The organism is Bacillus sp. lyk4-R2A-2, from assembly GCF_030209735.1.
Lineage (GTDB): Bacteria > Bacillota > Bacilli > Bacillales > Bacillaceae > Bacillus > Bacillus pumilus.
This window is the reverse complement of the sequence record NZ_JARVRK010000001.1, coordinates 221,813-245,428: the sequence shown is the minus strand read 5'-3', so window position 1 is coordinate 245,428 and position 23,616 is coordinate 221,813. Positions and strand designations below refer to the sequence as shown.

General features: G+C 42.9%; 21 protein-coding genes. 18 read left to right on the top strand and 3 right to left on the bottom strand.

What is annotated here, in order from left to right; genetic code table 11:
* Positions 1 to 6: 6 nt before the first annotated feature.
* Both QRN39_RS00980 and QRN39_RS00975 read right to left on the bottom strand, forming a co-directional pair.
* A complete protein-coding gene (locus QRN39_RS00980; protein ID WP_268460058.1) occupies positions 7 to 1,047 on the bottom strand; it encodes an acyltransferase family protein in 1,041 nt (346 codons plus the stop codon).
* Between the two features lie 219 nt (positions 1,048 to 1,266).
* Entirely contained in the window at positions 1,267 to 2,259 is a 993-nt protein-coding gene (locus QRN39_RS00975; RefSeq protein ID WP_268460059.1) for an LLM class flavin-dependent oxidoreductase, read from the bottom strand.
* A gap of 412 nt (positions 2,260 to 2,671) precedes the next feature.
* On the opposite strand from QRN39_RS00975, the gene QRN39_RS00970 reads away from it, so the two are divergent.
* From QRN39_RS00970 to QRN39_RS00900, 15 genes are all read left to right on the top strand, one after another.
* Complete coding sequence (locus QRN39_RS00970; RefSeq protein ID WP_044139240.1) at positions 2,672 to 3,274, top strand: TerD family protein; 603 nt, start codon at positions 2,672 to 2,674, stop codon at positions 3,272 to 3,274.
* 20 nt (positions 3,275 to 3,294) lie between these two features.
* The gene (locus QRN39_RS00965; RefSeq protein WP_003217119.1) at positions 3,295 to 3,876 is read left to right on the top strand and encodes a TerD family protein; all 582 of its coding nucleotides are present in this window, start codon (positions 3,295 to 3,297) and stop codon (positions 3,874 to 3,876) included.
* A 42-nt stretch (positions 3,877 to 3,918) separates the two neighbouring features.
* On the top strand, positions 3,919 to 4,497 hold the full coding sequence (locus tag QRN39_RS00960) for a TerD family protein (RefSeq protein ID WP_003216935.1): 579 nt from the start codon (positions 3,919 to 3,921) through the stop codon (positions 4,495 to 4,497).
* Positions 4,498 to 4,634: 137 nt separating this feature from the next.
* Positions 4,635 to 5,414: a TerC family protein gene (locus QRN39_RS00955; RefSeq protein ID WP_012008834.1), complete on the top strand. Its 780-nt coding sequence runs from the start codon at positions 4,635 to 4,637 to the stop codon at positions 5,412 to 5,414.
* A gap of 95 nt (positions 5,415 to 5,509) precedes the next feature.
* Positions 5,510 to 6,700 (top strand): HpcH/HpaI aldolase/citrate lyase family protein, encoded by a 1,191-nt coding sequence (locus QRN39_RS00950; protein WP_284905770.1) that lies wholly within the window; start codon positions 5,510 to 5,512, stop codon positions 6,698 to 6,700.
* Positions 6,690 to 8,021: a phosphoribosyltransferase family protein gene (locus QRN39_RS00945; RefSeq protein ID WP_284905963.1), complete on the top strand. Its 1,332-nt coding sequence runs from the start codon at positions 6,690 to 6,692 to the stop codon at positions 8,019 to 8,021. The genes QRN39_RS00950 and QRN39_RS00945 overlap by 11 nt, the downstream gene beginning before the upstream one ends.
* A complete protein-coding gene (locus QRN39_RS00940; RefSeq protein WP_106029646.1) occupies positions 8,014 to 9,123 on the top strand; it encodes a cysteine protease StiP family protein in 1,110 nt (369 codons plus the stop codon). Before QRN39_RS00945 ends, QRN39_RS00940 begins: the two co-directional genes overlap by 8 nt.
* Positions 9,120 to 9,935: an HAD family hydrolase gene (locus QRN39_RS00935; RefSeq protein WP_226804615.1), complete on the top strand. Its 816-nt coding sequence runs from the start codon at positions 9,120 to 9,122 to the stop codon at positions 9,933 to 9,935. The genes QRN39_RS00940 and QRN39_RS00935 overlap by 4 nt, the downstream gene beginning before the upstream one ends.
* 70 nt (positions 9,936 to 10,005) lie before the next feature.
* A complete protein-coding gene (locus QRN39_RS00930) occupies positions 10,006 to 11,622 on the top strand; it encodes a YceG family protein (RefSeq protein WP_284905766.1) in 1,617 nt (538 codons plus the stop codon).
* A gap of 14 nt (positions 11,623 to 11,636) precedes the next feature.
* Positions 11,637 to 12,731, top strand: a complete 1,095-nt coding sequence (locus tag QRN39_RS00925) for a toxic anion resistance protein (RefSeq protein ID WP_003217200.1) — start codon at positions 11,637 to 11,639, stop codon at positions 12,729 to 12,731.
* Between the two features lie 400 nt (positions 12,732 to 13,131).
* Positions 13,132 to 14,400, top strand: coding sequence for a glycine/proline betaine ABC transporter ATP-binding protein OpuAA (gene opuAA / locus QRN39_RS00920; RefSeq protein WP_003216978.1), 1,269 nt, complete (start codon positions 13,132 to 13,134; stop codon positions 14,398 to 14,400).
* A 10-nt stretch (positions 14,401 to 14,410) separates the two neighbouring features.
* Positions 14,411 to 15,256 (top strand): glycine/proline betaine ABC transporter permease subunit OpuAB, encoded by an 846-nt coding sequence (opuAB, locus tag QRN39_RS00915; RefSeq protein WP_284905960.1) that lies wholly within the window; start codon positions 14,411 to 14,413, stop codon positions 15,254 to 15,256.
* Complete coding sequence (locus QRN39_RS00910; protein ID WP_284905763.1) at positions 15,256 to 16,137, top strand: glycine betaine ABC transporter substrate-binding protein; 882 nt, start codon at positions 15,256 to 15,258, stop codon at positions 16,135 to 16,137. The genes opuAB and QRN39_RS00910 overlap by 1 nt, the downstream gene beginning before the upstream one ends.
* A 39-nt stretch (positions 16,138 to 16,176) precedes the next feature.
* Positions 16,177 to 17,001 carry an alpha/beta fold hydrolase gene (locus tag QRN39_RS00905; RefSeq protein ID WP_253621883.1) on the top strand — a complete coding sequence of 275 codons (825 nt, stop codon included), beginning with the start codon at positions 16,177 to 16,179 and terminating at the stop codon, positions 16,999 to 17,001.
* Between the two features lie 123 nt (positions 17,002 to 17,124).
* Positions 17,125 to 17,847 carry an SDR family oxidoreductase gene (locus tag QRN39_RS00900; RefSeq protein ID WP_050943293.1) on the top strand — a complete coding sequence of 241 codons (723 nt, stop codon included), beginning with the start codon at positions 17,125 to 17,127 and terminating at the stop codon, positions 17,845 to 17,847.
* Positions 17,848 to 17,894: 47 nt separating this feature from the next.
* Here the strand turns inward: QRN39_RS00900 and QRN39_RS00895 are convergent, their stop codons facing one another.
* A complete protein-coding gene (locus tag QRN39_RS00895) occupies positions 17,895 to 19,022 on the bottom strand; it encodes a M20 peptidase aminoacylase family protein (protein WP_106032920.1) in 1,128 nt (375 codons plus the stop codon).
* Between the two features lie 153 nt (positions 19,023 to 19,175).
* On the opposite strand from QRN39_RS00895, the gene QRN39_RS00890 reads away from it, so the two are divergent.
* The 3 genes from QRN39_RS00890 (at position 19,176) to QRN39_RS00880 (ending at position 23,432) form a co-directional block, all read left to right on the top strand.
* Entirely contained in the window at positions 19,176 to 20,606 is a 1,431-nt protein-coding gene (locus QRN39_RS00890) for a YfcC family protein (RefSeq protein WP_003217247.1), read from the top strand.
* 216 nt (positions 20,607 to 20,822) lie between these two features.
* The gene (locus QRN39_RS00885) at positions 20,823 to 21,770 is read left to right on the top strand and encodes an L-lactate dehydrogenase (RefSeq protein ID WP_251191164.1); all 948 of its coding nucleotides are present in this window, start codon (positions 20,823 to 20,825) and stop codon (positions 21,768 to 21,770) included.
* A gap of 39 nt (positions 21,771 to 21,809) precedes the next feature.
* Entirely contained in the window at positions 21,810 to 23,432 is a 1,623-nt protein-coding gene (locus tag QRN39_RS00880; RefSeq protein ID WP_003216990.1) for an L-lactate permease, read from the top strand.
* Positions 23,433 to 23,616 lie beyond the last annotated feature (184 nt).

Sequence of the window (23,616 nt, the reverse complement as noted above, 5' to 3'; positions counted from 1 at the left end):
GCCCGATCAGCCGGCGGATGTTTTTTGTTCGTAGCGGTGTGCGGCTTTGGCTGGTTTGCCGAGCAGCATCGGGTACTTGCTCAGGAAGGAGATACACGGCACCATAAGCAGCAATGTCCCAATCGTGTAAAAGAGAGTCCAAGAGAGCTGCGCTGTATCTGCAATATTGATGCCAAGTCCATAATAAACAAATGCTTTCATGATATCGATGCCGGCAAACTGCAAGACAAGAATGACAATGGAATTTCGTCCGAGATACGTCAAAATTGGGGACGACTTGAATTTGAAACTTAAATAAATCACGGCAGCTGAACCGAGCAGTGCACATGCATAGAAAAGAAAGAGATCACCATAGTCATTCACGCGCATATCGATCCGTGAATTAAAGCTTTGCATGTAAGCCGTCAGTACAAGCAGGCCCGTACATAGAAGTAGGGTTGGGTCTGTTTTTAATTCCACAAACCATTGCTTTGCCAAAAATCCGATTGAATAAAACACAACAGCCGTCAAGGCGACATTGGCATTCCACGGCAGACTTTGGTCTAAAAGCAAGGTTGAGGCATATCCAGCACCTCCGCAAAGGACGGTCAGTAAGATCAAGACAGCATGTTTCCCTTTTGTCAGACGGTGCATAAAGAAAAAGATCACTTCCACTAAAAAGAGCGTCGTTAAAAACCAGATGGCTGGGTTATGCGTGAGTCTAGCTTCATCTGCATTGGATATAAAAATACCTGTAAACGGAACGAAAGGGTCAATATCCGTTTGTCCCTTAAAGGCAAAAAAACGAGTAACGGTGAACCAGAAAACATACGTAATGATGGAGAAATAGAGATAGGGCAAGAGTAAGCTCTTGGCTTTCTTCTGAATAAATGACAGAGCAGGGCGTGAGGATGATCGAAACATCATGCCTGATAGTAAAAAGAAAAGCGGCATATGAAAAGAGTAAATGAATTGCTTGAGCGGATCTGGAATGGGCACATGTGCCATGACTACGAGCAGAATACCAATCCCCTTAGCTGCATCGACCCATTCGAGTCTCTTATTCATGGCCTGTCATCTCCTTCCTTCTAGCGTCGTAAACGTGTCTTTCATATGTACCTCTACTATATAAAAGGTACACGCCTTATGCGTTTACAGTTCGCTAACGATTAGAAGACACATTTGCGATCAGATGACAGGCGGAAGGATTTTGACATCTTGATGTTACATTTCCCATTTCGGATCGTTGACAAAGGGCTAAAATGATTTTATTTCAGCCCTTTGTCTTCAAAATAATTCGGCAATTCGTTTGAAGGAGCGCTGTTTTTCGATCGGATCAAATGAATTGTTTAAAATCATGATGTCATCCGTTTGATAGCGGTCCATCAAGCTAAGTAATTGCTCTTTCACCGTTGCCTTTGAGCCGACGATCATCCGCTGGCGGTTTAGTAACACTTTTTTCTTTTCCTGCGAGGTGTAGTGATAGGTACTGGCTTCTTCTATAGAAGGTACGCGGCTGTCTAGTCCTTTTTCAACACGCAGCAGCCATAAATCTGTACTGCTGGCGATCCGTTCGGCCTCTTCATCGGTTTCACTACAAATGACAAACACGGCAAACATAGCGTGCGGCTGGATGGAAAAGACAGATGGAGAAAAGTGAGACCGATACGTCTCAAATGCTTGTTTGCCACGTGCAGGGTGGATAAAGTGACCAAAAATATAGTTGATCCCAAGTTCCGCTGCCTGCATAGCGCTATTTTCTCCTAGACCAAGCAGCCAAACTGACGGACGAGCATCAACAAGCGGAGAAGCCTTGACCCCTGCATGCGGGTGCCCAGAAGGCAGGCTGTCTGATAAGTAAAATAGAAGATCCTTCAGCTGGCGGTCAAACTGAGACAGGTCTTTATGCACGCCGTCTGTCAAAGCCAGTCTCGTCCTTTCAATCCCGCCCGGAGATTTACCGACACCGATTTCAATTCGTCCAGGATACAGAGCCTCAAGCTGCCGCGTGACCTCTGCTACTTTCAAGGGGCTGTACTGCGGAAGTAAAATGCCGCCAGACCCGGTACGTAAGGTCGATGTATGAGCAGCAATATGTGCCATTAATATTTCAGGTGCTGTACTAGCGAGCCCTCTTGTGCTGTGGTGTTCAGCAAACCAATAACGCTCATACCCAAGCGTTTCCGCAAGCTGAGCCAGCTGCGTTGTGTGAATCAATGTCTCTTGCGCTGTCTGACCTTTAGGAATAGCGACTTGATCTAATATGTGAAGTGATGGCATCATCAACATCCTTTCGATAATACGTTGGATATAAGTATAAAGAAATCCACAGATGGAAGGAAACGAAAGGGTTTATCCTTTGATCTCATGCTTTATCTTTTCTATATCAACATATGAAACCACATCAATACACTATTTATCAGCAAGAGCTGTGGACAAGAATTTTCGACAATGTTTCACATGAAACACTTCATTTACGACATGAACCATTTTCAACATGGATCTTTCGTTAAAAAAATATCATCTGTTTGAAACCTATCTTGAACGTAGATCGTATATACTAGTAAATAGAAAAAAGAGTAAGAGGCTCCAATGTCATTTCATGAATTTTGTCGAATTTTCATGTATGATGATTTTAATAGGGTCCATCGCTTAATAAATAGATTTTTATTATGCTGGAGGAGTGATTGATTTGGCGATTACATTAGAAAAAGGTCAACGTATTGATTTAACAAAAGGGAAGGCAGGACTAACGAATATCCTAGTTGGACTTGGCTGGGACCCTGTATCACAAGGCGGCGGATTTTTAGGAAAGCTGTTTGGCGGCGGAGGCGGCGCTGATATTGATTGTGATGCTTCAGTGCTCATGCTGAAAAATGATAAGTTTACGGAAAATAAAGATTTGATTTATTTTGGCAACTTGAAAAGCAAATGCGGCAGTGTCGAGCATACAGGTGACAACCTGACTGGTGAAGGAGACGGAGATGATGAACAAGTCCTCGTCAACTTGAGCAAGGTGCCGGGCAATGTGAATAAATTGGTGTTTGTTGTGAACATCTATGATGCACTAAGAAGAAATCAACACTTTGGTATGATTCAAAATGCGTACATTCGCATCGTGGATCGTTCAAACAATCAAGAATTAGTGAAATATAATTTAAAAGATGAGTATGCAGGGAAAACATCATTAATCGTCGGAGAGCTTTATCGTCACGAGAATGAGTGGAAGTTTGCGGCTGTTGGGGACGGTACAAATGATGCGAAGCTTGCCGATATTACGAGAAACTACATTTAATTAGAAGGGAGAGGTTCCTAGTGGGAATTTCTTTAGCGAAAGGTCAAAAAATTGATTTAACAAAAACAAATCCAGGTTTAACAAAAGTGGTCGTTGGTCTTGGCTGGGATGTCAATAAGTATGACGGTGGACAAGACTTTGATCTAGACGCAAGTGTATTTCTTTTAGATGCGGCAGGTAAGGCAAGCTCACCATCTGATTTTGTCTTTTACAATCAAACAACTGGCGGTGGCGGCAGTGTCGTACATACAGGCGATAACCGCACTGGTGAAGGTGACGGAGATGACGAGCAGGTCAACATCGACTTATCAGCTGTACCAGCGAGTATTGAGAAGATTTCATTTGTCATCACGATTCATGATGCAGAAGCGCGCAGTCAAAATTTCGGACAAGTCACGAACGCATATGTGCGTATTTTAAATGCAGCATCAAATGAAGAACTCATTCGCTATGATTTGGCGGAAGACTTTTCCATTGAGACAGCGATTATTGTAGGTGAATTATACCGTCATGGCGGAGAATGGAAATTCTCGGCTGTTGGATCGGGCTATCAAGGCGGACTTGCCCGCATTGCAACAGACTTCGGTTTAGATATCGGGTAACGACCCGTTTTCATATTTTCAGGAGACAGGAGAGATACGAATATGGCGATTCAGCTTTCAAAAGGACAACGTGTCGATTTAACAAAAACCAACCCAGGACTGACGAAAGTGATGATCGGTCTTGGCTGGGATACGAATAAATATTCTGGCGGAGCCGAATTTGATTTGGACGCTTCGGCATTCTTAGTGGATGCAAACAATCGTTGTCAGCAAGACACAGACTTTGTTTTCTATAATAACCTTCAGCACCCAAGCGGCAGTGTCACTCATACAGGTGATAACCGGACGGGTGAAGGAGATGGAGATGACGAGCAAATTCTCGTTGATTTCTCAAAAATTCCTGCTAACATTGATCGTATCGGAATTACAGTGACGATTCATGATGCAGAGACGCGCAGTCAGAATTTTGGACAAGTCTCAAATGCATTTGTTCGTGTTGTAAATGAAGAGGGCGGGGAAGAATTGATTCGCTTTGATTTAGGGGAAGACTTCTCAATTGAAACGGCTGTCGTAGTGTGTGAATTGTACCGACACGAAAGCGATTGGAAGTTTAACGCTATCGGAAGCGGATTCTCTGGCGGACTTGCAGCTCTTTGTCAAAATTATGGGTTAGAAGTATAAACGAGAGAAACAAAATTCAAGAGGCGCTGCCAATGACTCATATGAGGGCCTTTTCCAAAGTGAGAAAGAAACAGCGATCAAGAATAACAGCAGGCGAAAGCCTGCTGATGCTTCTACACTTATAGGAGGAAAACCAGTTGGACATTTTGAAACATATGTTGGACACGTATGCCTCGTTTTTTGATTGGCATATGTGGGCAGAGGTATTAACAAACCCTGTCTCTTGGGGGCTCATTGGGACCCTTGTTGTGCTTGAAGGATTGTTATCAGCAGATAACGCACTTGTATTAGCTGTCATGGTGAAACATTTACCAGAAAAGCAGCGTAAAAAGGCATTAACCTACGGATTAATTGGCGCTTATTTCTTCCGTTTTCTATTCATTGGCGTGGGGATGCTGCTTATTAAGTTCTGGTGGATTAAGGTTCTCGGAGCTGCATATTTAGCATGGCTTGTCATTAAGCATTTCTGGTTAGGTGACGGCGATGACGAAGCGAAGGAATTGAAAAAAGAAGGCTGGATGATTCGCGTATTTGGCGTGTTCTGGGCAACCGTTATTTCTGTGGAAATTATGGACCTTGCCTTCTCGGTGGACAGTATTCTTGCGGCATTCGCTGTATCTGAGGAAGTATGGATTCTTCTATTAGGCGGAATGCTTGGCATTCTCATGATGCGTACAGTGGCACAGTTATTCCTTGTCCTCATTGACCGTATTCCAGAGCTTGAGAATACCGCGTTTATTCTCATCGGGATTATTGCTATCAAAATGGGCTTAAGTGCTGCACATATTGAAATTCCGCATCTTGCATTCTTTGCGATTATTATTCTAGCGTTTATCGGAACGTTTATTGTTCATAAAATCAATAAGAAGAAACATCAAGATGTGACAAATGAAGCTGCGGCTTCAAAAGAAGAATAGGACGATCAAAAAGGAATGGAGTTGAACTAGCGGCTCCATCCTTTTTTGAATCATCAGGTTATTGATTTTCTCTAAACAACAGGAGGTGGCACAGCATGCGGTATTTTCGTTTTTTATCAGAGGCGAGGCAGCACGATCTTTTTTTCAAGCGGCCGGGGGCGATGCATTCACTGACACCGAGGCATGTACTTGCGCATGCATTAGGTGCTACTTTGTATATGCCTGCGACAAGACAAGATATAGCAGATATGCTGCTGTCGCAGAAATATGAAGCGCTTTGCTCTGTTGTATTTTGCTTGGAGGATGCCATCGGTGATCAAGAAGTGGACATGGCTGAACAGAATCTAGTGGCACAACTGGCCAGTCTCAAAGAGAAAGTCACGTATGCGCCTGAAACGGCTGAACATTTGCCTCTTATATTTATTCGCGTTCGTTCGCCGAAACAGCTGCTCAAAATGGCAGACTTGCTCGGTTCCTCTCTTCAATTACTTACCGGTTTTGTGTTCCCGAAGTACTCGGTTCATAATGCGAAGGATTATTTGGACAGTCTGAAACAGGCATCGTCCCAAACGCAGACAACACTTTATGGGATGCCCATTTTGGAAACACCTGATTTACTAGAAAAAGAAACAAGATATACGGTGTTGTCAGAGTTAAAGCAGATCTTGCTGAATGACGAGGAATATATTTTGAATATTCGCATTGGGGCAACAGATCTTTGCGGTTTGTACGGGATTCGCCGTGATCGTGACACGACCATTTATGAAATTAATTTGATTGCTGATCTGATCACAGATATCATCAATTATTTTGGCCGTTCCTTTGTGGTATCAGGTGCTGTGTGGGAGCATTTTGGCCCTGCACGAAAGGAACAAAAGCCATTCATCCGGGCACTTTCTCATAAGAGTGGCGAATCGTCTTCATCTGAATTTGATGACGTACAAGGTTTACTCAAGGAGACAAAACTCGATGTGGCTAACGGCATTCATGGAAAGACGGTCATTCATCCAACACATCTCAAGCCGGTTCAAAGCATGTATGTTGTGACGAAGGAAGAGTATATGGATGCATTAAGCATTCTGGAACATGCAGACGGCACAGTTGGCGTAATGAAGAGTACCTTCTCTAATAAAATGAATGAAACGAAGCCGCATTACCGGTGGGCAGAGCACATTTTAATGAAGTCAGATATTTACGGGGTGTTTCATGAAAATAGAAGCTATATCGACATACTCACAGAAACAGAAGCCGCATACGCTGAGCATCTTGGAACATATGGAAGTTGAGCTTGTTCTCAAAGAAGGTGCGCTTCAGCTAGAAAAAGAGCATCTTTTTGACATGGCTGCAAGGGTGAACAAAAAAAGAGCCTTTTTATTCGTTAGTAAGGTGCTCGGTAAGCACATTCCTGTTCATCCAGTAAAACCGCTCCTTGTCTCGGGACTTTTAGCCATGGCGTATGCCAAAGAGCAAACAGGCAAGACGTCTCCATATCAAGAGCTTTTAGTAGAAGCACTCAAGACGGATGACCACACGGTATTAACTAAAGCCTACGAAGCGCTCAAAAAAGAGAAGCTTTCAACAGGAAAACAGCCGATCGTGATCGGCTTTGCAGAAACAGCCACAGCTCTTGGTCACGGTGTGTATGACGTATTAGAAGGAGCATCTTACATTCATACGACACGTGAACAGCTGCTGGATCTTGATCCTTCATTGGTATTTGAAGAAGAGCATTCGCATGCAACGGATCAGCTTTGTTATGCAGACGAAGCATTACTTCGCACAAACCGTCCCATCGTGCTAGTAGATGATGAAGTCACGACAGGTCGTACGAATATCAATATCATTCGGGACCTTCATGCAAAGCATCCGCGGCATTCTTACACGATTCTTTCTATTTTAGACTGGCGGACAGAGGAGCACGAGAAAGCCATGTGTGAGCTTGAAAAGGAGCTTGGTATTCACATCACCTCATTGTCTTTATTAAAAGGGCAAATGGTTTTTCAAGGCAAAACGCTCGATGAACCAGCTTATTCGTATGAGATAGCTGAGCAAAAGGATCTGCCAAGTCTCTCTGTTCACTCCCTTCAATCTTTCTTTCAGCAAGAGCCATATGCACGTTCTCATGCAACCAATTCGGCTGGTCATTCGCCATATATACATGAAACGGGTCGTTTTGGTTTAAACGCAGCAGATACGGCAGCCATCGACCAAGCAGCTGCAGAGGCTGGACTGAAACTAAAGAAGGAACGCAAAGGAAAGCAGACACTTTGTTTAGGAACAGGTGAGCTGATGTATGTGCCGATGAGAGTGGCTGCACATATGGGAGAAGGTGTTCTCTTTCATTCAACGACGAGAAGCCCAATTCATCCAGTTGAAAAGGATGGATACGCTGTTCAAAACGGGTTCACCTTTGTGAGTCCAGAGGATGCTCGAATCCAGCATTACGTGTACAACATACCAAAAGGTCAATACGATGATGTATTTCTCTTCTTTGAGAAAAATGTCTCTCAGGAGGCATTGCTTCCGCTTGTTCATTTATTTGCCGAGCGGCATGTGAAGCATGTGCATATTGTGACTTTATCAGACGAGGTGAAGGTGAATGGCTAATGTGTATACAAAGATGGGAAGCTATCCAGAGCAGGATGTAACCTTCTTACTCAAAGATTTATCATCCATTGAGATGGAGAAAAGTACAGAGGAGCGGGAACGTTCGATTCAGAGTGGTGCGCATTATTCAGAAATGCTGCCGATTGAATATAAACCAACGGAATCTTATATGGATTTATTCTATGAATCTCTGAAAGAAAGTAAGGAGAAGGTAGCAGAAGCAGTAGCTGTTGTAGCAGAACAGATTGTGAAAAAGCGAGGCTTCCAAACGGTGCTTTGCAGTTTGGCTAGAGCGGGAACGCCGATCGGGGTACTTATCAAACGATATATTCGAAAGACATATGGTCTTGAACTGCCTCATTACAGCATCTCGATTATTCGTGATCGAGGAATAGATGAGAATGCGCTACATTATATGCTCAAGGAACATCCGGGCTATGAGATTGCCTTTATTGATGGATGGACCGGAAAAGGTGCGATTTCGAGAGAGCTCCAAAAAGCGGTGATTGATTTTGAAAGAAAGTACGGTATTCGTCTTTCTAGTGAACTAGCTGTACTCGCTGATCCTGGCTATTGTACACATGTCTACGGAACGAGAGAGGATTTTCTCATTCCAAGTGCTTGCCTGAATTCGACTGTATCTGGACTTGTTAGTCGTACCGTACTAAACAACCGCTGGATCAATGCCGATGATTTCCATGGGGCAAAATATTATGAAGAGCTGCTTGAAGAGGATGTATCCAATCTGTATGTGGATACAATCGAAGAAGCATTTTCTAGCCTCGAACCAAATGTAGAAGAGAAAGCAGAAACCATCCTCGCGCACGGAATGCCTGCGGATTGGCGAGGGATGGCGTCCATTGAAGCGATCGGTCAGGAGTTTCAAATTGAAAACACCCATTTGATTAAGCCGGGTGTTGGTGAGACGACTCGTGTGCTGCTGAGAAGAATCCCTTGGAAAATCTTGATTCAGCCTGGGTCTCAGGAGAAGCTAAAGCATATTTTGCTTTTGGCAGAGGACAGAGGCGTTCCTGTCATTGAATATGCCAATATGTCCTATACGTGCTGTGGACTCATTCGTCCGCTGGAGCAGACGTCATGAAGACAAGTGCGTTTGCCAGCGATTTAGACCGGACACTGATTTACTCACACCGAGTGCTGGATCAGTATGAGTATGAAGGAGATTATGATTTAGTTGAGATGCTGGATGAACGTCCGCTTTCCTATATGTCGGTTGAAACGAAAAAATCCTTGCAGAAGATTCATCAATTGGGCTGGTTTATTCCAGTGACGACAAGAACGACCGCTCAGTATGAACGGATCACCTTCTTTCAACAAGAGCTCAAACCGGAGTATGCCATCACGACAAATGGGGGCTGTATCCTGCATCACGGCAAGCCGCTTGAGGATTGGCAGGTCATCGTTGATGAGAGGCTCAAAGCGTGTATGTCAGTCAGAGAGATGCTAAGAGCCATCTCCGAACTTCCAGTTGCAGCATGGGTGAAGCGTACCCGGACAGCAGAGGGAAGATTTCTTTATTTGATTATGAAAGATGAGTATCTGTCTCGCATTCCACTTGCTGAATTGAAGCAGTGGGGCGAGGAGAGAGGCTGGCAGGTGTCTCTACAAGGACGGAAGCTTTACTTTATTCCGTCACCGCTCAATAAGTGGGATGCTGTTGCTTTTCTAAAGGAGCGGCTGGAGCTTGAATATGTATACGGTGCGGGTGATTCCCTCTTAGATGCAGGTCTCATTCGTCAGGCAGATATGGGCTTTGCCCCAAGGCATGGAGAAGTGCTCGACTTTGATCCATTGCTCGAGCCGACAGCAGCATCTGGCATGGCAGCAGCAGATGAAATCACCGCTTGTGTCATGAACCAGATGACGACCGCAAAAAAGCCTTCGATTCGATAGCAGAAGTAGAAGGGTGAATGATATGATAGTAGTAGCTTTCGAGAAAATATAGGAGAAAGGAAGGAGCGGCGTGAGTTATAAAGAAATCAATGTTAACCAAACACGGGCGGAGCAGGAAGCCTGGAAAAACGTGCTGAAAAAGCCGCTCCCTGAAAGAGACGGTTATGTAAAGGACGAGCATACATTGTCCTTGCCGCGTCTCGCCGCCCGGGTCCTTGGAACTCCGCATGATGCAACCGATTATTTTATTTATTTACATGAATTATATGAAACAGATGGCGTTCACATTTTAAGTGAAACGCTCAATCGTCATATTGAGCCAGAGCATTTTCAAGCGCTTCAACGCATTCATTTGATTAACCAAGAAGAAAAAGGATTATCTGTGAATCGCTTTGTGGCTTTCTTAGATGGTGAACAGCTGATTGTACGCCATCCAAACCCTGTGATGAACCGGCATATCCGCCTTTCATTGATCAAGGTGTTTGAGCATTTCAAACAGCTGCATGAAGGGGGATTTCAGCATCCCGATTTCCGCCGGGTACTCCTGGATGTAGTGAAGTTTTCAAATAATCATCTAGGTCCATGGCTGAAGGAAGTCAATATAGAAGAAAAAATGCCGGCTGTCATTTGGTATGGAGAGGCGAATAAAAGTCAGCTTTATTTTCTTTACTATGTCATGCTGATTGGCTGTGATGTTGTGCTATTTCATCCAGAGGGCGAGGATTCGTTCCGCGAACTAGACCCAGAAGAAAAGCTGACTTTTATTGATCAGTATCCGGGGACTTCAAAGCTGGAACCGTTCCCTACTGAAAAGCCTGAGAGGAAGTCAACGGTGGCGTACCGCTCGACAAGAGAGCTTGAAGAGGTGCTCCACACGGAAGATTCAATGCTGTATAAGCCTTGGCAATTCAGAGATCATACTCCTCATTCTATTACGCTGAAGACAACGTATGATGAGCTGTTTTTAATTGCAAAGGAACGTTCCTTTATCCGCCCTAATTTTCAAGCAGACCGCGACACGATACAGATTCCGAACCTCTTTGCGAAAATGATGGGAGTCACACGAGACAAACGTGAATACTGGGATCGTATCCACACGTTAATGGAATGGAAAGAGACGAAGACCATTCGCCATTTTCCTTTTACGAAAGAAGTGTCTTCGAATTATCAATTTCATTATCAGCATGCCCTTTCGTCTGCTGGAGAGATTGATCCTGAATTATTAATGAAAAGCAACGTGTGGCAGTTTTCTCATCTATATGAGGGGACGCAGCGTGCGGTAGCAGAGGCGATATCTCGAATCTGTCAGCATCCGAAGCTATTAAAAGAAGGCAATGAGACTGAATTAGATGTCCGTATTTATTTATTCAAACAGGTACTGCATATCGGCCAGGAGCTCATTGAACTCATTCAAACCTTTGATTATGCACAAACCGTACCGAAAGTGATTTTATATCATACGGAATATAATGGTGAGCTGACTCGTTCTGATGCGGCTGCCCTGATTTTTCTAAATGAAATGGGTGTGGATCTCTTCGTGTATCATCCGGCGGGATACCAGTGTATTGAGCGGTATATAGATGACCAATTATTTGATACCCATTGGCTTGATGAGATGGTTATGAACCAGGAGTTTAAAGAGCCGTCCATCGTTAGAAAATTATTTCAATCCATTAAAAACAGATAAGGAGATCAAAGCTTATGACAAATACAAACGGAAATGACATCATTTCAATTGATAAAGAGGAAATCTCCATTGAGAAGGCAGACGATATTCGCGTTCAGCTTCGAAATGAACCAGAAGTGCAAAATATTGCGAGACAGATCGATGCGAAAAATCAGCTGGAGCTGCTTGAATACGGAAAACAGCCGGCCGTTGAAATCTCTAAGTTCTCTGATCGTATTCTTTCGATGATGCGTTCAACTAGTGTCACTGACTCAGGAACGATGCTGACGCAGCTTGGAAAAATTATGGATCGTTTTGATAAAAATGATTTTGACGAGCCAAAGGGTGGTTTACTGTCAAAAATCTTTAAACGCGGCGGCAGCATGATTGAAAAGATTTTCAGTAAATATCAAACGCTCGGTGCAGAGATTGAAAAAATTAATGTGGAAATCAGTAAATATAAAGATGAAATGACCAAATCGACTGTGACGCTTGAAGAAATGTATGAGCATAACATTCAATACTATATGGAGCTTGAAAAGTATGTCGTTGCAGGTCAAATGAAAATCGAGGAATTAAAGCAATTGGTTCCTTCTTATGAAGAAAAAGCAGCTAGTGGAAACCAGCTCGCACAAATGGAGCTTGATACACTTCGTAACGGCATTCAAGCGTTGGAAGAGCGTGTATATGACCTTGATATGGCACGGATGGTGGCTCTTCAAACAGCACCGCAAATTCGTTTGCTGCAGCGTGGGAATACGAAACTAATCGGTAAAATCAACTCAGCGTTCATTATCACGATTCCGATCTTTAAAAATGGCATCATTCAAGCTGTGACAGCGAAAAGACAAAAGCTTGTGGCTGATTCAATGAGTGAGCTGGATAGAAGAACAAATGAAATGCTGAAACGAAATGCTGAAAACATCTCAAGCCAAAGTGTAGAGATTGCCAAATTGTCTGGACGTCCAAGTATCGACATTGAAACGATCGAATCTTCCTTTAATACGATTGTACAAGGGATGAAAGAGACAAAACAGATCGAAGAAGAAAACAAACGATTACGCGAAGATGGAACAAAGCGTATGCTTGAATTGCAAGATAATATTAAGCGAGCTGCACTAGAGTCCTAAAAAATAAGCTGTCTGTAACTAAAGTTGCAGGCAGTTTATTAATATTTTAATTAAAATTTGAATGAAAAAGGTTTCTATGTGACCATTTTCGGGTAAATCCTGTTCAGGGGAATGGTTCACCCATGTTCGAAAAAGTTCGCTATGGTGAGGATTTGAGTTATTTTTTAGCACAATTAGGAATTTCCAGTAAAATATTGTCTGATGAGAGGAAATACCCCGTAAAATATGTTGTTTATGAAGCATTCTATAGGATTTACGAGTAATACGGCGTATAAACTCTAATCACCAGACCTCTTATATGGAATTCATACATATTGTGCAGAAATAAGCGAATTCTAAAGATTGTTCGCATCATAACGCTTATGTTACGGTTATAAAGATGCTAATTTGGAGGGAAAATATGAATTCTGAAGAGAGAAATATCAAAATCAAGATAAATAATGTATCTAAAATTTTCGGTAAAAATGCTAAAAAAGCAACTCAAATGCTTGAAAAAGGAAAAACAAAAAGAGAGATCCTAAAAGAGACCGGCGCAACAGTTGGTGTCAATCGAGCAAATTTTGATGTGTATGACGGCGAGATATTTGTCATCATGGGGCTATCAGGGAGCGGAAAGTCCACACTTGTGCGGCTGCTAAATAGGTTAATCGAACCAACCTCCGGCGAAATATATATTGATGGGGATATGATAACAAATATGTCAAAGGATCAATTGCGTGAAGTCAGACGGAAAAAGATCAGCATGGTCTTCCAAAACTTCGCATTGTTCCCGCACCGCACCATTCTTGAGAACACAGAGTATGGTCTTGAATTACAAGGTGTAGACAAAGAAGAGCGCCACTCAAAAGCGCTTGAATCTTTAAAGCTTGTTGGACTTGAAGGCTTTGAAGAGCAATATCCAAACCAATTAAGTGGTGGGATGCAGCAGCGTGTTGGATTGGCACGTGCATTAGCAAATGACCCTGACATCTTATTAATGGATGAAGCATTCAGCGCACTCGATCCATTAATTCGTAAAGACATGCAGGATGAATTGCTTGAGCTTCACACATCTGTAGGAAAAACGATCATTTTCATTACCCATGATTTAGATGAGGCGCTTCGGATTGGCGACCGCATTGTGCTCATGAAGGACGGGAATATCGTCCAAATCGGAACACCAGAAGAAATTTTGATGAACCCATCGAATGAATATGTTGAACGTTTCGTTGAAGATGTCGACCTTTCTAAAGTATTAACCGCTGGTCATATTATGAAACGTGCAGAAACAGTCCAGCTCGACAAAGGGGCACGTGTTGCGCTCACGCTCATGAAAAACCTTGGAATTTCGTCAATCTATGCAGTTGATAAGAAAAAGCATTTATTAGGTGTTATTTCTGCACAAGCGGCGAAAAAGGCGGCAGAAATGGGAGCATCGCTTGAAACTGTTCTTGATAAAGAATTCACGACAGTATTGGAATCTACGTATTTGACAGAAATCTTTGATGCAGTGTCTGATGCGGCAAACATTCCAATTGCCGTTGTCGATGAGAAAAACAGAATGAAGGGTATTGTGGTCAGAGGTGCATTAATTGGTGCGTTATCAGGTAATGATGAGTATATCAACATGTCTTCTAACAAGCTTGAGGAAATTAAAACACAAGAGCCTTCTGCACAGGAGGTAGAATAAGATGTTTAGTATGAGTGATTTACCTAGAATTCCGTTCGCGGATTACATCGATCAATTTGTTGACTGGTTAACATTAACGTTTGGCGGTTTCTTTGATGGCATCACAAATGCATTAGCAGGTACAGTAAATGGAATTGTGGCAGTACTTGGTGTGATTCCATCCATTATTTTAACCCTTATTTTTGCCGGCATTGCTTGGTGGATCAGTACAAGAGGAATTGCTCTTTTCACACTTATTGGATTCTTGCTGATTGACTATTTAGGCTACTGGCATCCAATGCTTCAAACCCTTGCGCTCGTTTTAACAGCTGTGGTCATTTCCATCGTAATCGGGGTTCCGATCGGTATTTGGGCATCACAGAAGGAAACTGTGCGTAAAATTGTGACACCGATTTTAGATTTAATGCAGACAATGCCTGCATTCGTTTATCTATTACCAGCCATCTTCTTCTTTAACATTGGCGTTGTGCCTGGAGTTGTGGCATCGGTTATTTTCTCTATGCCGCCAACGATTCGTATGACGATTCTCGGTATTAAACAAGTACCAGCTGATTTAATTGAAGCAACAGAAGCATTTGGTTCAACGACATTCCAGCGTTTGTTCAAAGTTCAGCTTCCACTTGCAACAAAAACCATCCTAGCTGGTATTAACCAAAGTATCATGCTTGCTCTATCAATGGTCGTCATTGCGGCAATGGTAGGTGCACCAGGACTTGGTTCAGAAGTATATAGTGCGGTAACGCAGCTGAAAACAGGAATTGGATTTGAAGCAGGTATTGCCATTGTCATTGTGGCAATTACACTTGACCGTATTACACAAAACATTAAAACGAAAAAAACCAGGGGGAATGCTTAATGTGGAAAAAGTCTCTCTACATTGGGATGACCGCCCTGCTTGTCTTTTTACTAGCCGCTTGTGGCGCAAAGTCGGACTCAAATGCGAGTGCAGCACAGCAGGTGAATAAAACCATTATCGGTATTGATCCTGGTTCAGGGATTATGGCGCTAACGGATCAAGCGAAAAAGGATTACGGATTAGAGGATTGGACGGTTGTGTCTGCATCAAGTGCAGCCATGACTGCAACGCTCAAGAAATCTTACGACCGTAAAAAGCCAATCATCATCACTGGCTGGAATCCACACTGGATGTTTTCTCGATATGATTTAAAATATTTAGAGGACCCAAAGAAATCTTACGGTGAAGCGGAAGAGATTCATACGATTTCACGTAAAGGGTTTGCAAAGGATCAGCCGGATGCAGCCAAAATGCTTGGTCAGTTTAAATGGTCTCAAGATGACATGGGCGAAGTCATGATGGATATCCAAGATGGTATCAATCCAAAGGATGCCGCCGTTAAATATGTGAAGAAACATAAAGACCAAGTAGCGAAATGGACAAAAGGCGTGAAAAAGTCGAATGGTGAAAAAGTCAATCTTGCCTACGTTGCGTGGGATAGTGAGATTGCAAGTACCAATGTTGCTGCAGAAGTACTGCGTGAGCTCGGATTTAAAGTGACCTTGACTCAGGTGGAAGCAGGTCCAATGTGGACAGCAATTGCAACTGGAAGTGCGGATGCCTCGTTATCTGCTTGGCTGCCAAATACGCATAAAACGTATGCAGCGAAGTTTAAAGGGAAATATGATGATCTAGGCACAAGTATGAAAGGTCTTCGCATGGGTCTAGTTGTTCCGACATATATGAAGAACATCAACTCGATTGAGGATTTGAAAAAATAGCTAATTATGATGAGGTTCCCTTATAATAGAAGGGAGCATATGAAAAAGCAGTCTGCTCAAAAAGCGGCTGCTTTTTTCTTATATATAAGGAAGGTGGACGAGTTGTCGATGATGGTTAAGCCAATCATGATTTTCCTGCATGGCGGAGGAGTAAGTAGCTGGATGTGGCAGGAGCAGATAAAAACATTCAAAGAAGCGTATGAATGCTATACGCCTGACCTCATTGGTCACGGGACTAGAGCAGATGAACAGTCCTTTTCCATGCGAGAAAGTGCTCTTGAAGTCATCTCATGGATCAAGCAGCATGCGCACGGACATAAAGTAATACTCGTTGGCTTCTCTCTAGGTGCACAGGTTGCCGTTGAGGTGTTATCAAAAGAGCCTGACATCGTAGACATAGCCGTCATCAATAGTGCTCTTGTAATGCCGCTGCCATGGCTTTACTTGATGGTGAGACCTCTTTTACCTCTTACGTATCCATTATTAAAGAAAGATTGGTTTATCGAGCTCCAAGCTGAAAAAATGGGGCTTCCAAACGATGTACTCAATCACTATGTGGCGGATTCGAAGAATTTGCAGAAGAAAACCCTTCTGACGATGTTTCAAGAAAATCTCCATTACAAGCTCCCAGACACGTTTCAACAAGCGAAGGCACGAATTCTTGTCACAGTGGGGGAAAAGGAAAAAGGCATCATGAAACGGTCAGCAAAGAAAATAACGAATTCACATCCGCAGGCAGCAGGTGTCGTCGTTCCCTCTATTGGACATACATTTACGTTTGAGAAGAAAGAACTGTTTATGGATATGGTTCAATGCTTTATAGAGGAACGCGCATTACCAGTGGAATTAAAGGAAATCAAGTAACCGAAAGTAAAGACAGGCATAAAAGAGGCAGCCAAATCTTAGAACCTATATGATAGAGGTATAAAACGCTTACAGATGAGCTACTGTCTGACTGAAAGCTCATGAGACGTAGAAGGAGGAGCTATGAGTAAAAACTATATCATATTCGGTGCAAGTCAAGGATTAGGGGATGCTTTTGTTAAAGGTCTTCCTTCAAGCGGAGATACAGTTTGGATTGTGTCTCGAAGTGAACCGAGCAGTTTGAAATTAGATGACGGTGTACATAGAATTTGGCTGAAAATTGATTTATCAAGCCAATCTCATATCCCATACATGATCGAAGCATTGGGGGACAAAACCATTGATGTCCTGATCTATAACGTCGGCTTATGGGAAAAACGAGGCTTTGAAGATGATTATTCATTTGATCACGATCAGCCAGAGGATATCGCTCATTTAATCAATGTGAACGTCACGTCTACGATTACTTACATCCAAGCACTGCTTCCGCACGTAAGAAAATCGGAGAATGGAAAAATCATCGTGATTGGTTCAACGGCGGGACTTGATCATACAAACCTACCGCAAGTTTCTTTTGTTGCATCTAAATTTGGCCTGCGCGGAATTGTGAATGCACTAAGAGAGCATGTGAGAAAAGATAAAATATCTGTCACCTGTATTAATCCAGGAGAGCTGGCGGCAGAGGTACCATATGAAGATGGTGCCGAAAAAGCCATCGCTCTATATGATGAAACGAGAATTCCTGTACAGGATATAGTAGAGCTTGCGAGATGTGTGATTCATTTATCAAGGGTATCCTGTGTAAAAGAAATCAACGTCCCAGCCATGACAGATTTGAATGCGTAAAACAATCAGACCACCCGTTTAAAGAAAAAACGGGTGGTTTTTTGATTTTATGATGAATGCTGCTGAAGGGTTTGATAAACAGCTTCAGTCAAAATCTCAATGCCTGTAAAAATAGCAGAGCGGTCGAATGTCATATACGGATGATGTAGACCCGGCTTTAGATCACAGCCTAAACCAAGCATCGTGGATTTGATATGCGGAACCTTTGCTGCATAAAAGTGAAAATCCTCTCCGCCTGTCGTTACGATCGGAGGATCAAGCTGTTCTTTCCCTAAAATCTTTTCAATGGCTTGAGACATCATCTGAACGGCTTCCTCATTTAAGGTAGCGGCAGGCAGACGATGATCTGTTGAAAGGGTAATGGAAGCGCCAAAGGCATCCGCTACAGCATGTACGGCTCTTTCAATTTCTTTTTCTAGTTCATCCATCACTTCATTTGTTTGTGCTCTGACATCTAATGTAAAAGAAGCTTTGCCAGGGATGATGTTTGAACTACCTCCGCCAGCATGTAGGTTGGTCATTTTCACAGAATGTGCAACTCTTGGGTCGACATGAATATGCGCGAGTCTTTGCACGAGGGTAGAAGCGACTTCAATGACGTTGACCCCTAGATGCGGGCGTGCACCGTGGGCTTCCTCACCAATAATTGTGCCGATGTAATGATTACTCGATCCATGTAAGATCGCAGGTGCGCAGCGTCCGTTTAATGTTTCTTGAATTGGGCGCACATGCACTCCGTATAAGTAATCAACGTCTGCTAGCACACCTTTTTCAATCATTTTCAGCGCACCGCCGCCTTTTTCCTCAGCAGGCTGAAAAATGAAGCGGATGGTGCCGTTTGGGAGCTCCTTTTCTTTTAATGCCATGAAGGTGCCGAGAGCCATTGTCATGTGTGCATCGTGACCACATGAATGATTGGCTTGAAACTCACCATCTACTTCCTGCCAAAGTGCATCAATATCGGCTCTCACAGCGACCACTGGTGAACCTTCTCCCATTTCACCGATCACTCCTGTACAGTCGTCAAATGTTCGAGTTTGACAGCCCATTTTCTTTAATAAGTCCTCAAGATAAGCCGTCGTATTCGTTTCTTCCCAGCTGATTTCAGGGTGGGCGTGCAGGTGATCAAAGATGTCTTTCACCGTTTGCTGCATGTCGTTTGTCAAAGTTGTCATGAATAGCCTCCTTGCTGACAGAAAATCTGTCAAAATATTCTTTTAGTGAAATAATATTGATCTTAAATATCATCAGTGTTTATAATATAACACATCATTTGATTATTCAGAAAATTAAGTGAAATTCCAATCGGGACAAAGGGGTTTTGACACATGAAAACAGCAGCAGTATTACCACCAGAGAAACAAAAAAGAAAACTTCAAATGCCGGATGCGTATGTTCTCTTATTTATCATTGCGCTCATTTGTACCGTTGCAACGTATTTTGTGCCAGCAGGTGAATTTGACCGAAAGACGTCAGGGGAAATTACAACAGCTGTTCCTGGCAGCTATCACCGCATTGATCAATCACCCGTAAGTCCAGTGGGCTTTTTTACAGCCATTCAGGAAGGGATGGTAGGGTCTTCTTCTATTATTTTTCTCATTCTATTTACTGGTGGAACCATAGCCATTTTGGAGAAAACAGGTGCCATTAACGGAATGATTCACCATGTCATCAGCAGATTTCAAACAAAGCAATTATTGTTTATTTGTATTGTTGGAGGATTATTTTCAGTGCTTGGAACGACCGGAATTGTCGTGAACTCTGTTATAGGATTTATTCCAATCGGGATCATTGTGGCAAGATCCTTGAAATGGGATGCTGTGGCAGGAGCTGCGGTCATTTATATCGGCTGTTATGCCGGGTTTAACGCAACCATATTGTCTCCATCTCCACTGGGGTTATCTCAGACGATTGCAGAGCTGCCGATTTTTTCTGGCATTGGCCTGCGTGTCATTATTTATCTTTGTTTTCTTATATCTAGTATTGTGTACATCTATTTATATACAAGACGCCTAAAGAATAAAGAAAAGGGAAGTCTTCTTGGAGATGAATGGTTTCCTGCGAAGGGACTTGGCGGATCTGATGCAGAATCTGTGGACAAGCCTGCATTTACGGGCAGGCATAAGCTGATTTTAGCAGTGTGTGGATTGTCTCTTGGGGGCTTCTTATATGGCGCGCTTCAGCTTGGCTGGACCGATAAGGAAATGGCAGGAGTCTTCATTTTCATGGCCATTGCTGCTGGATTGCTTGGCGGATTAGCAGCCAATGATATTGCGAAAACGTTTATCATCGGCTGTCAAAGCCTTGTTTACGGCGCACTCATTGTTGGGATGGCACGCTGCATTTCTGTCATTTTGGAAAACGGTAAGCTGCTTGATACTGTGGTTAATGGCTTGGCGAGTATGCTGACAGGATTTAGTCCAATTGCTGGTGCGATCGGGATGTATATTGCGAGTGCACTTCTTCACTTTTTGATTTCATCAGGATCAGGAGAAGCGGTTGTCTTTATTCCAATTCTTGCGCCGCTGGCTGACTTAATGGGCATCACAAGACAGGTCGCTGTAGAAGCGGTGATGCTTGGTGAAGGGGTGGTTAACTGTATCAATCCGACGTCAGGTGTGCTCATGGCTGTGCTCGCTGCAAGTGGTATTCCTTATGTGAAGTGGCTTCGTTTTATGGTGCCGCTTGCGCTCATTTGGTTTGTCATTGGCCTTGTCTTTATTTGCATCGGCGTGATGATCAATTGGGGACCTTATTAACATGTATAAAGCTGCTGACAATGGCTTGGCAGCTTTTTTCTTGTGGAAATATGCATGGAGACAGCGCTTTGAAAGCACAATAAGTGTGTTCACAAATTCGCTACATATTTTTTTTCAGAAACACCCTTGCAAAAGTTTGTGAAGTGTTGCACAATAAGAATGTGAAATACTTCACAAACAGAAAACAACCTAGTTTTACTCAGGAGGATGAGATAAATGACAAACGAAAAAGTAAACAAAGTAGCACTTATTGGAGCAGGTTTTGTAGGTAGCAGTTATGCCTTTACATTAATAAATCAAGTGATCACAGATGAATTGGTTGTCATCGATTTGAATCAAGATAAAGCAATGGGTGACGTCATGGATTTAAACCACGGGAAAGCATTTGCTCCGCATCCGGTGAACACATGGTATGGAGATTATGAGGATTGTAAGGATGCGGACATTGTGTGTATCTGTGCTGGAGCGAACCAAAAGCCAGGTGAAACGAGACTTGACCTTGTTGAAAAAAACTTAAATATATTTAAAGGCATTGTAGACAATGTGATGGAAAGTGGATTCGATGGTATTTTCTTAGTCGCCACAAACCCTGTTGATATTTTAACATATGCGACTTGGAAATTCAGTGGACTGCCAAAAGAACGAGTGATCGGCAGTGGAACTACACTTGATACTGCAAGATTTAGATACATGCTTAGTGAGTACTTTGACGCAGCGGCACACAATGTGCATGCGTACATCATTGGAGAGCATGGGGATACAGAGCTTGCTGTTTGGAGTCATGCGAATATCGGAAGTGTACCGATTACAGAATTAATGAAGAAAAATGATCAATACAAACAAGAAGATTTAGATGAGATGATGGAAAATGTCCGTCATGCCGCTTATCAAATCATTGAGAAAAAAGGCGCTACTTACTACGGCGTAGCGATGAGTTTGGCCCGCATAACAAGAGCGATTCTGCACAATGAAAACAGTATTTTGACTGTCAGCACTTACTTAGATGGAGAGTACGGAGCAGAAGATGTCTACATTGGTGTACCTGCCCTTGTGAATCGAAATGGCGCAACAGAAGTGATAGAGCTTGCACTGAATGATACAGAAAAAGAACAATTCGCGCACAGTGTGAATGTGTTAAAAGAGATTTTGGCTCCTCATTTTTAATCAAAAGCAACCTATCTGAGCAGAAAAGGATGAATCACTATGTGGCAGCAAATATATAATCCGTTTGGTAATGAGTTCGTGAGTGCATTGGTAGCAATGCTTCCAATTTTGTTTTTCCTACTTGCATTAACCGTATTTAAGTTAAAAGGTGTTTTAGCCGCTTGTTTTACCTTAATCGTCAGTTTTGTAACAGCGGTTTTCTTCTTTCATATGCCAATTGAAAAAGCATTATCTGCTGTGCTGCTCGGTATATCTAATGGGCTGTGGCCGATTGGATATATCGTCATCATGGCGGTGTGGCTCTATAAAATTGCTGTGAAATCTGGTAAATTCGATGTTATTCGTTCTAGTATTGCAGGAATCTCTCAAGATCAACGTCTTCAGCTCTTATTAATTGGTTTTAGTTTTAACGCATTTTTAGAGGGAGCCGCTGGGTTTGGTGTACCGATTGCGATTAGTGCCGCTCTCTTAACAGAGCTTGGGTTTAAACCGCTGAAAGCTGCGATGCTCTGCTTAATTGCCAATGCTGCGTCTGGCGCATTTGGTGCTGTGGGTATCCCAGTCATTACAGGGGCGCAAATGGGCAATATGACGCCGCTTGCATTATCTCAAACCCTTGTGTTTACGATTCCGTTTATTTCATTCTGTATTCCGTTCCTACTCATTCTCATTGTGGACGGATTCAAAGGGATTAAAGAAACGCTCCCTGCCTTGCTTGTTGTGAGTGGAAGCTATGCCATTTTGCAAGCTGTCACAATGGTGACAATGGGTCCTGAGCTTGCCAATATTATTTCAGCTTTAGCAAGTATGGGGATTTTGGCTTTATTTCTTCGAAAATGGCAGCCGAAACATATTTATCGTGAAGAAGGGGCACCAGACATTGAACAGAAACAAACGTATCGCGGCGTTGAAGTGCTGAAAGCATGGTCTCCATTCTATATTTTAACTGCCGTGATTACGGTATGGAGTCTGCCAGCATTTAAAGCATTGTTTGCTGTAGGAGGCCCGTTCAACTGGACAACCATTTTAGTAAAAATGCCATTTTTGCATCAGCAAATTGTAAAATTACCACCAATTGCACAAACAGCAACACCTATTGATGCGATCTTTAAAATTGATGTGATCAGTGCAACGGGTACTGCCATTCTGATTGCGGTGATGCTGACAGGTTTGTTTAGCAGACATATTACATTAACAGAAGGCGCTGCCTGCTTAAAAGCATCAGTGAAAGAGCTTTGGGTACCAGTTCTCACTATTTGTTTTGTCATGGGCTTTGCCAACTTGGCGAACTTCGCTGGACTAAGTTCAGCCATTGGGCTTGCACTTGCCAAAACAGGCGATTTGTTCCCGCTTGTCAGCCCAGTGCTTGGCTGGATCGGGGTGTTTATTACAGGATCTGTCGTGAGTAACAACGCCTTATTCGGTAACCTTCAAGCAGTTACTGCTTCTCAAATCGGCTCTCAAGCAGGTTTGTTAATCGGAGCAAATACAACAGGCGGGGTCATGGCGAAATTAATTTCTCCACAATCTATCGCCATTGCTACAGCAGCAGTTGGAGAAACAGGTAAAGAATCTGAGCTCTTCCAAAAGACTGTGAAGTACAGCTTCATCCTGCTCGGCATAGTGTGTGTATGGACATTCATTCTTGCTCAATTTATATAGGTTTAAAAAAAGACTGAGACAGCTCTCAGTTACAGCGTGTAGGCAAACCTTCGCATTCTTTGTCAGGCCTGTGCTCCGGTGCTCACGAATGTCAAATTCGCTCCGCTCCGTTGCTCGTCCTTCCTAGACTGCAAAGGTTTTCTATCACGCTGAAAAAAGGAAAACAAAGGGCTAAAATAAAGAT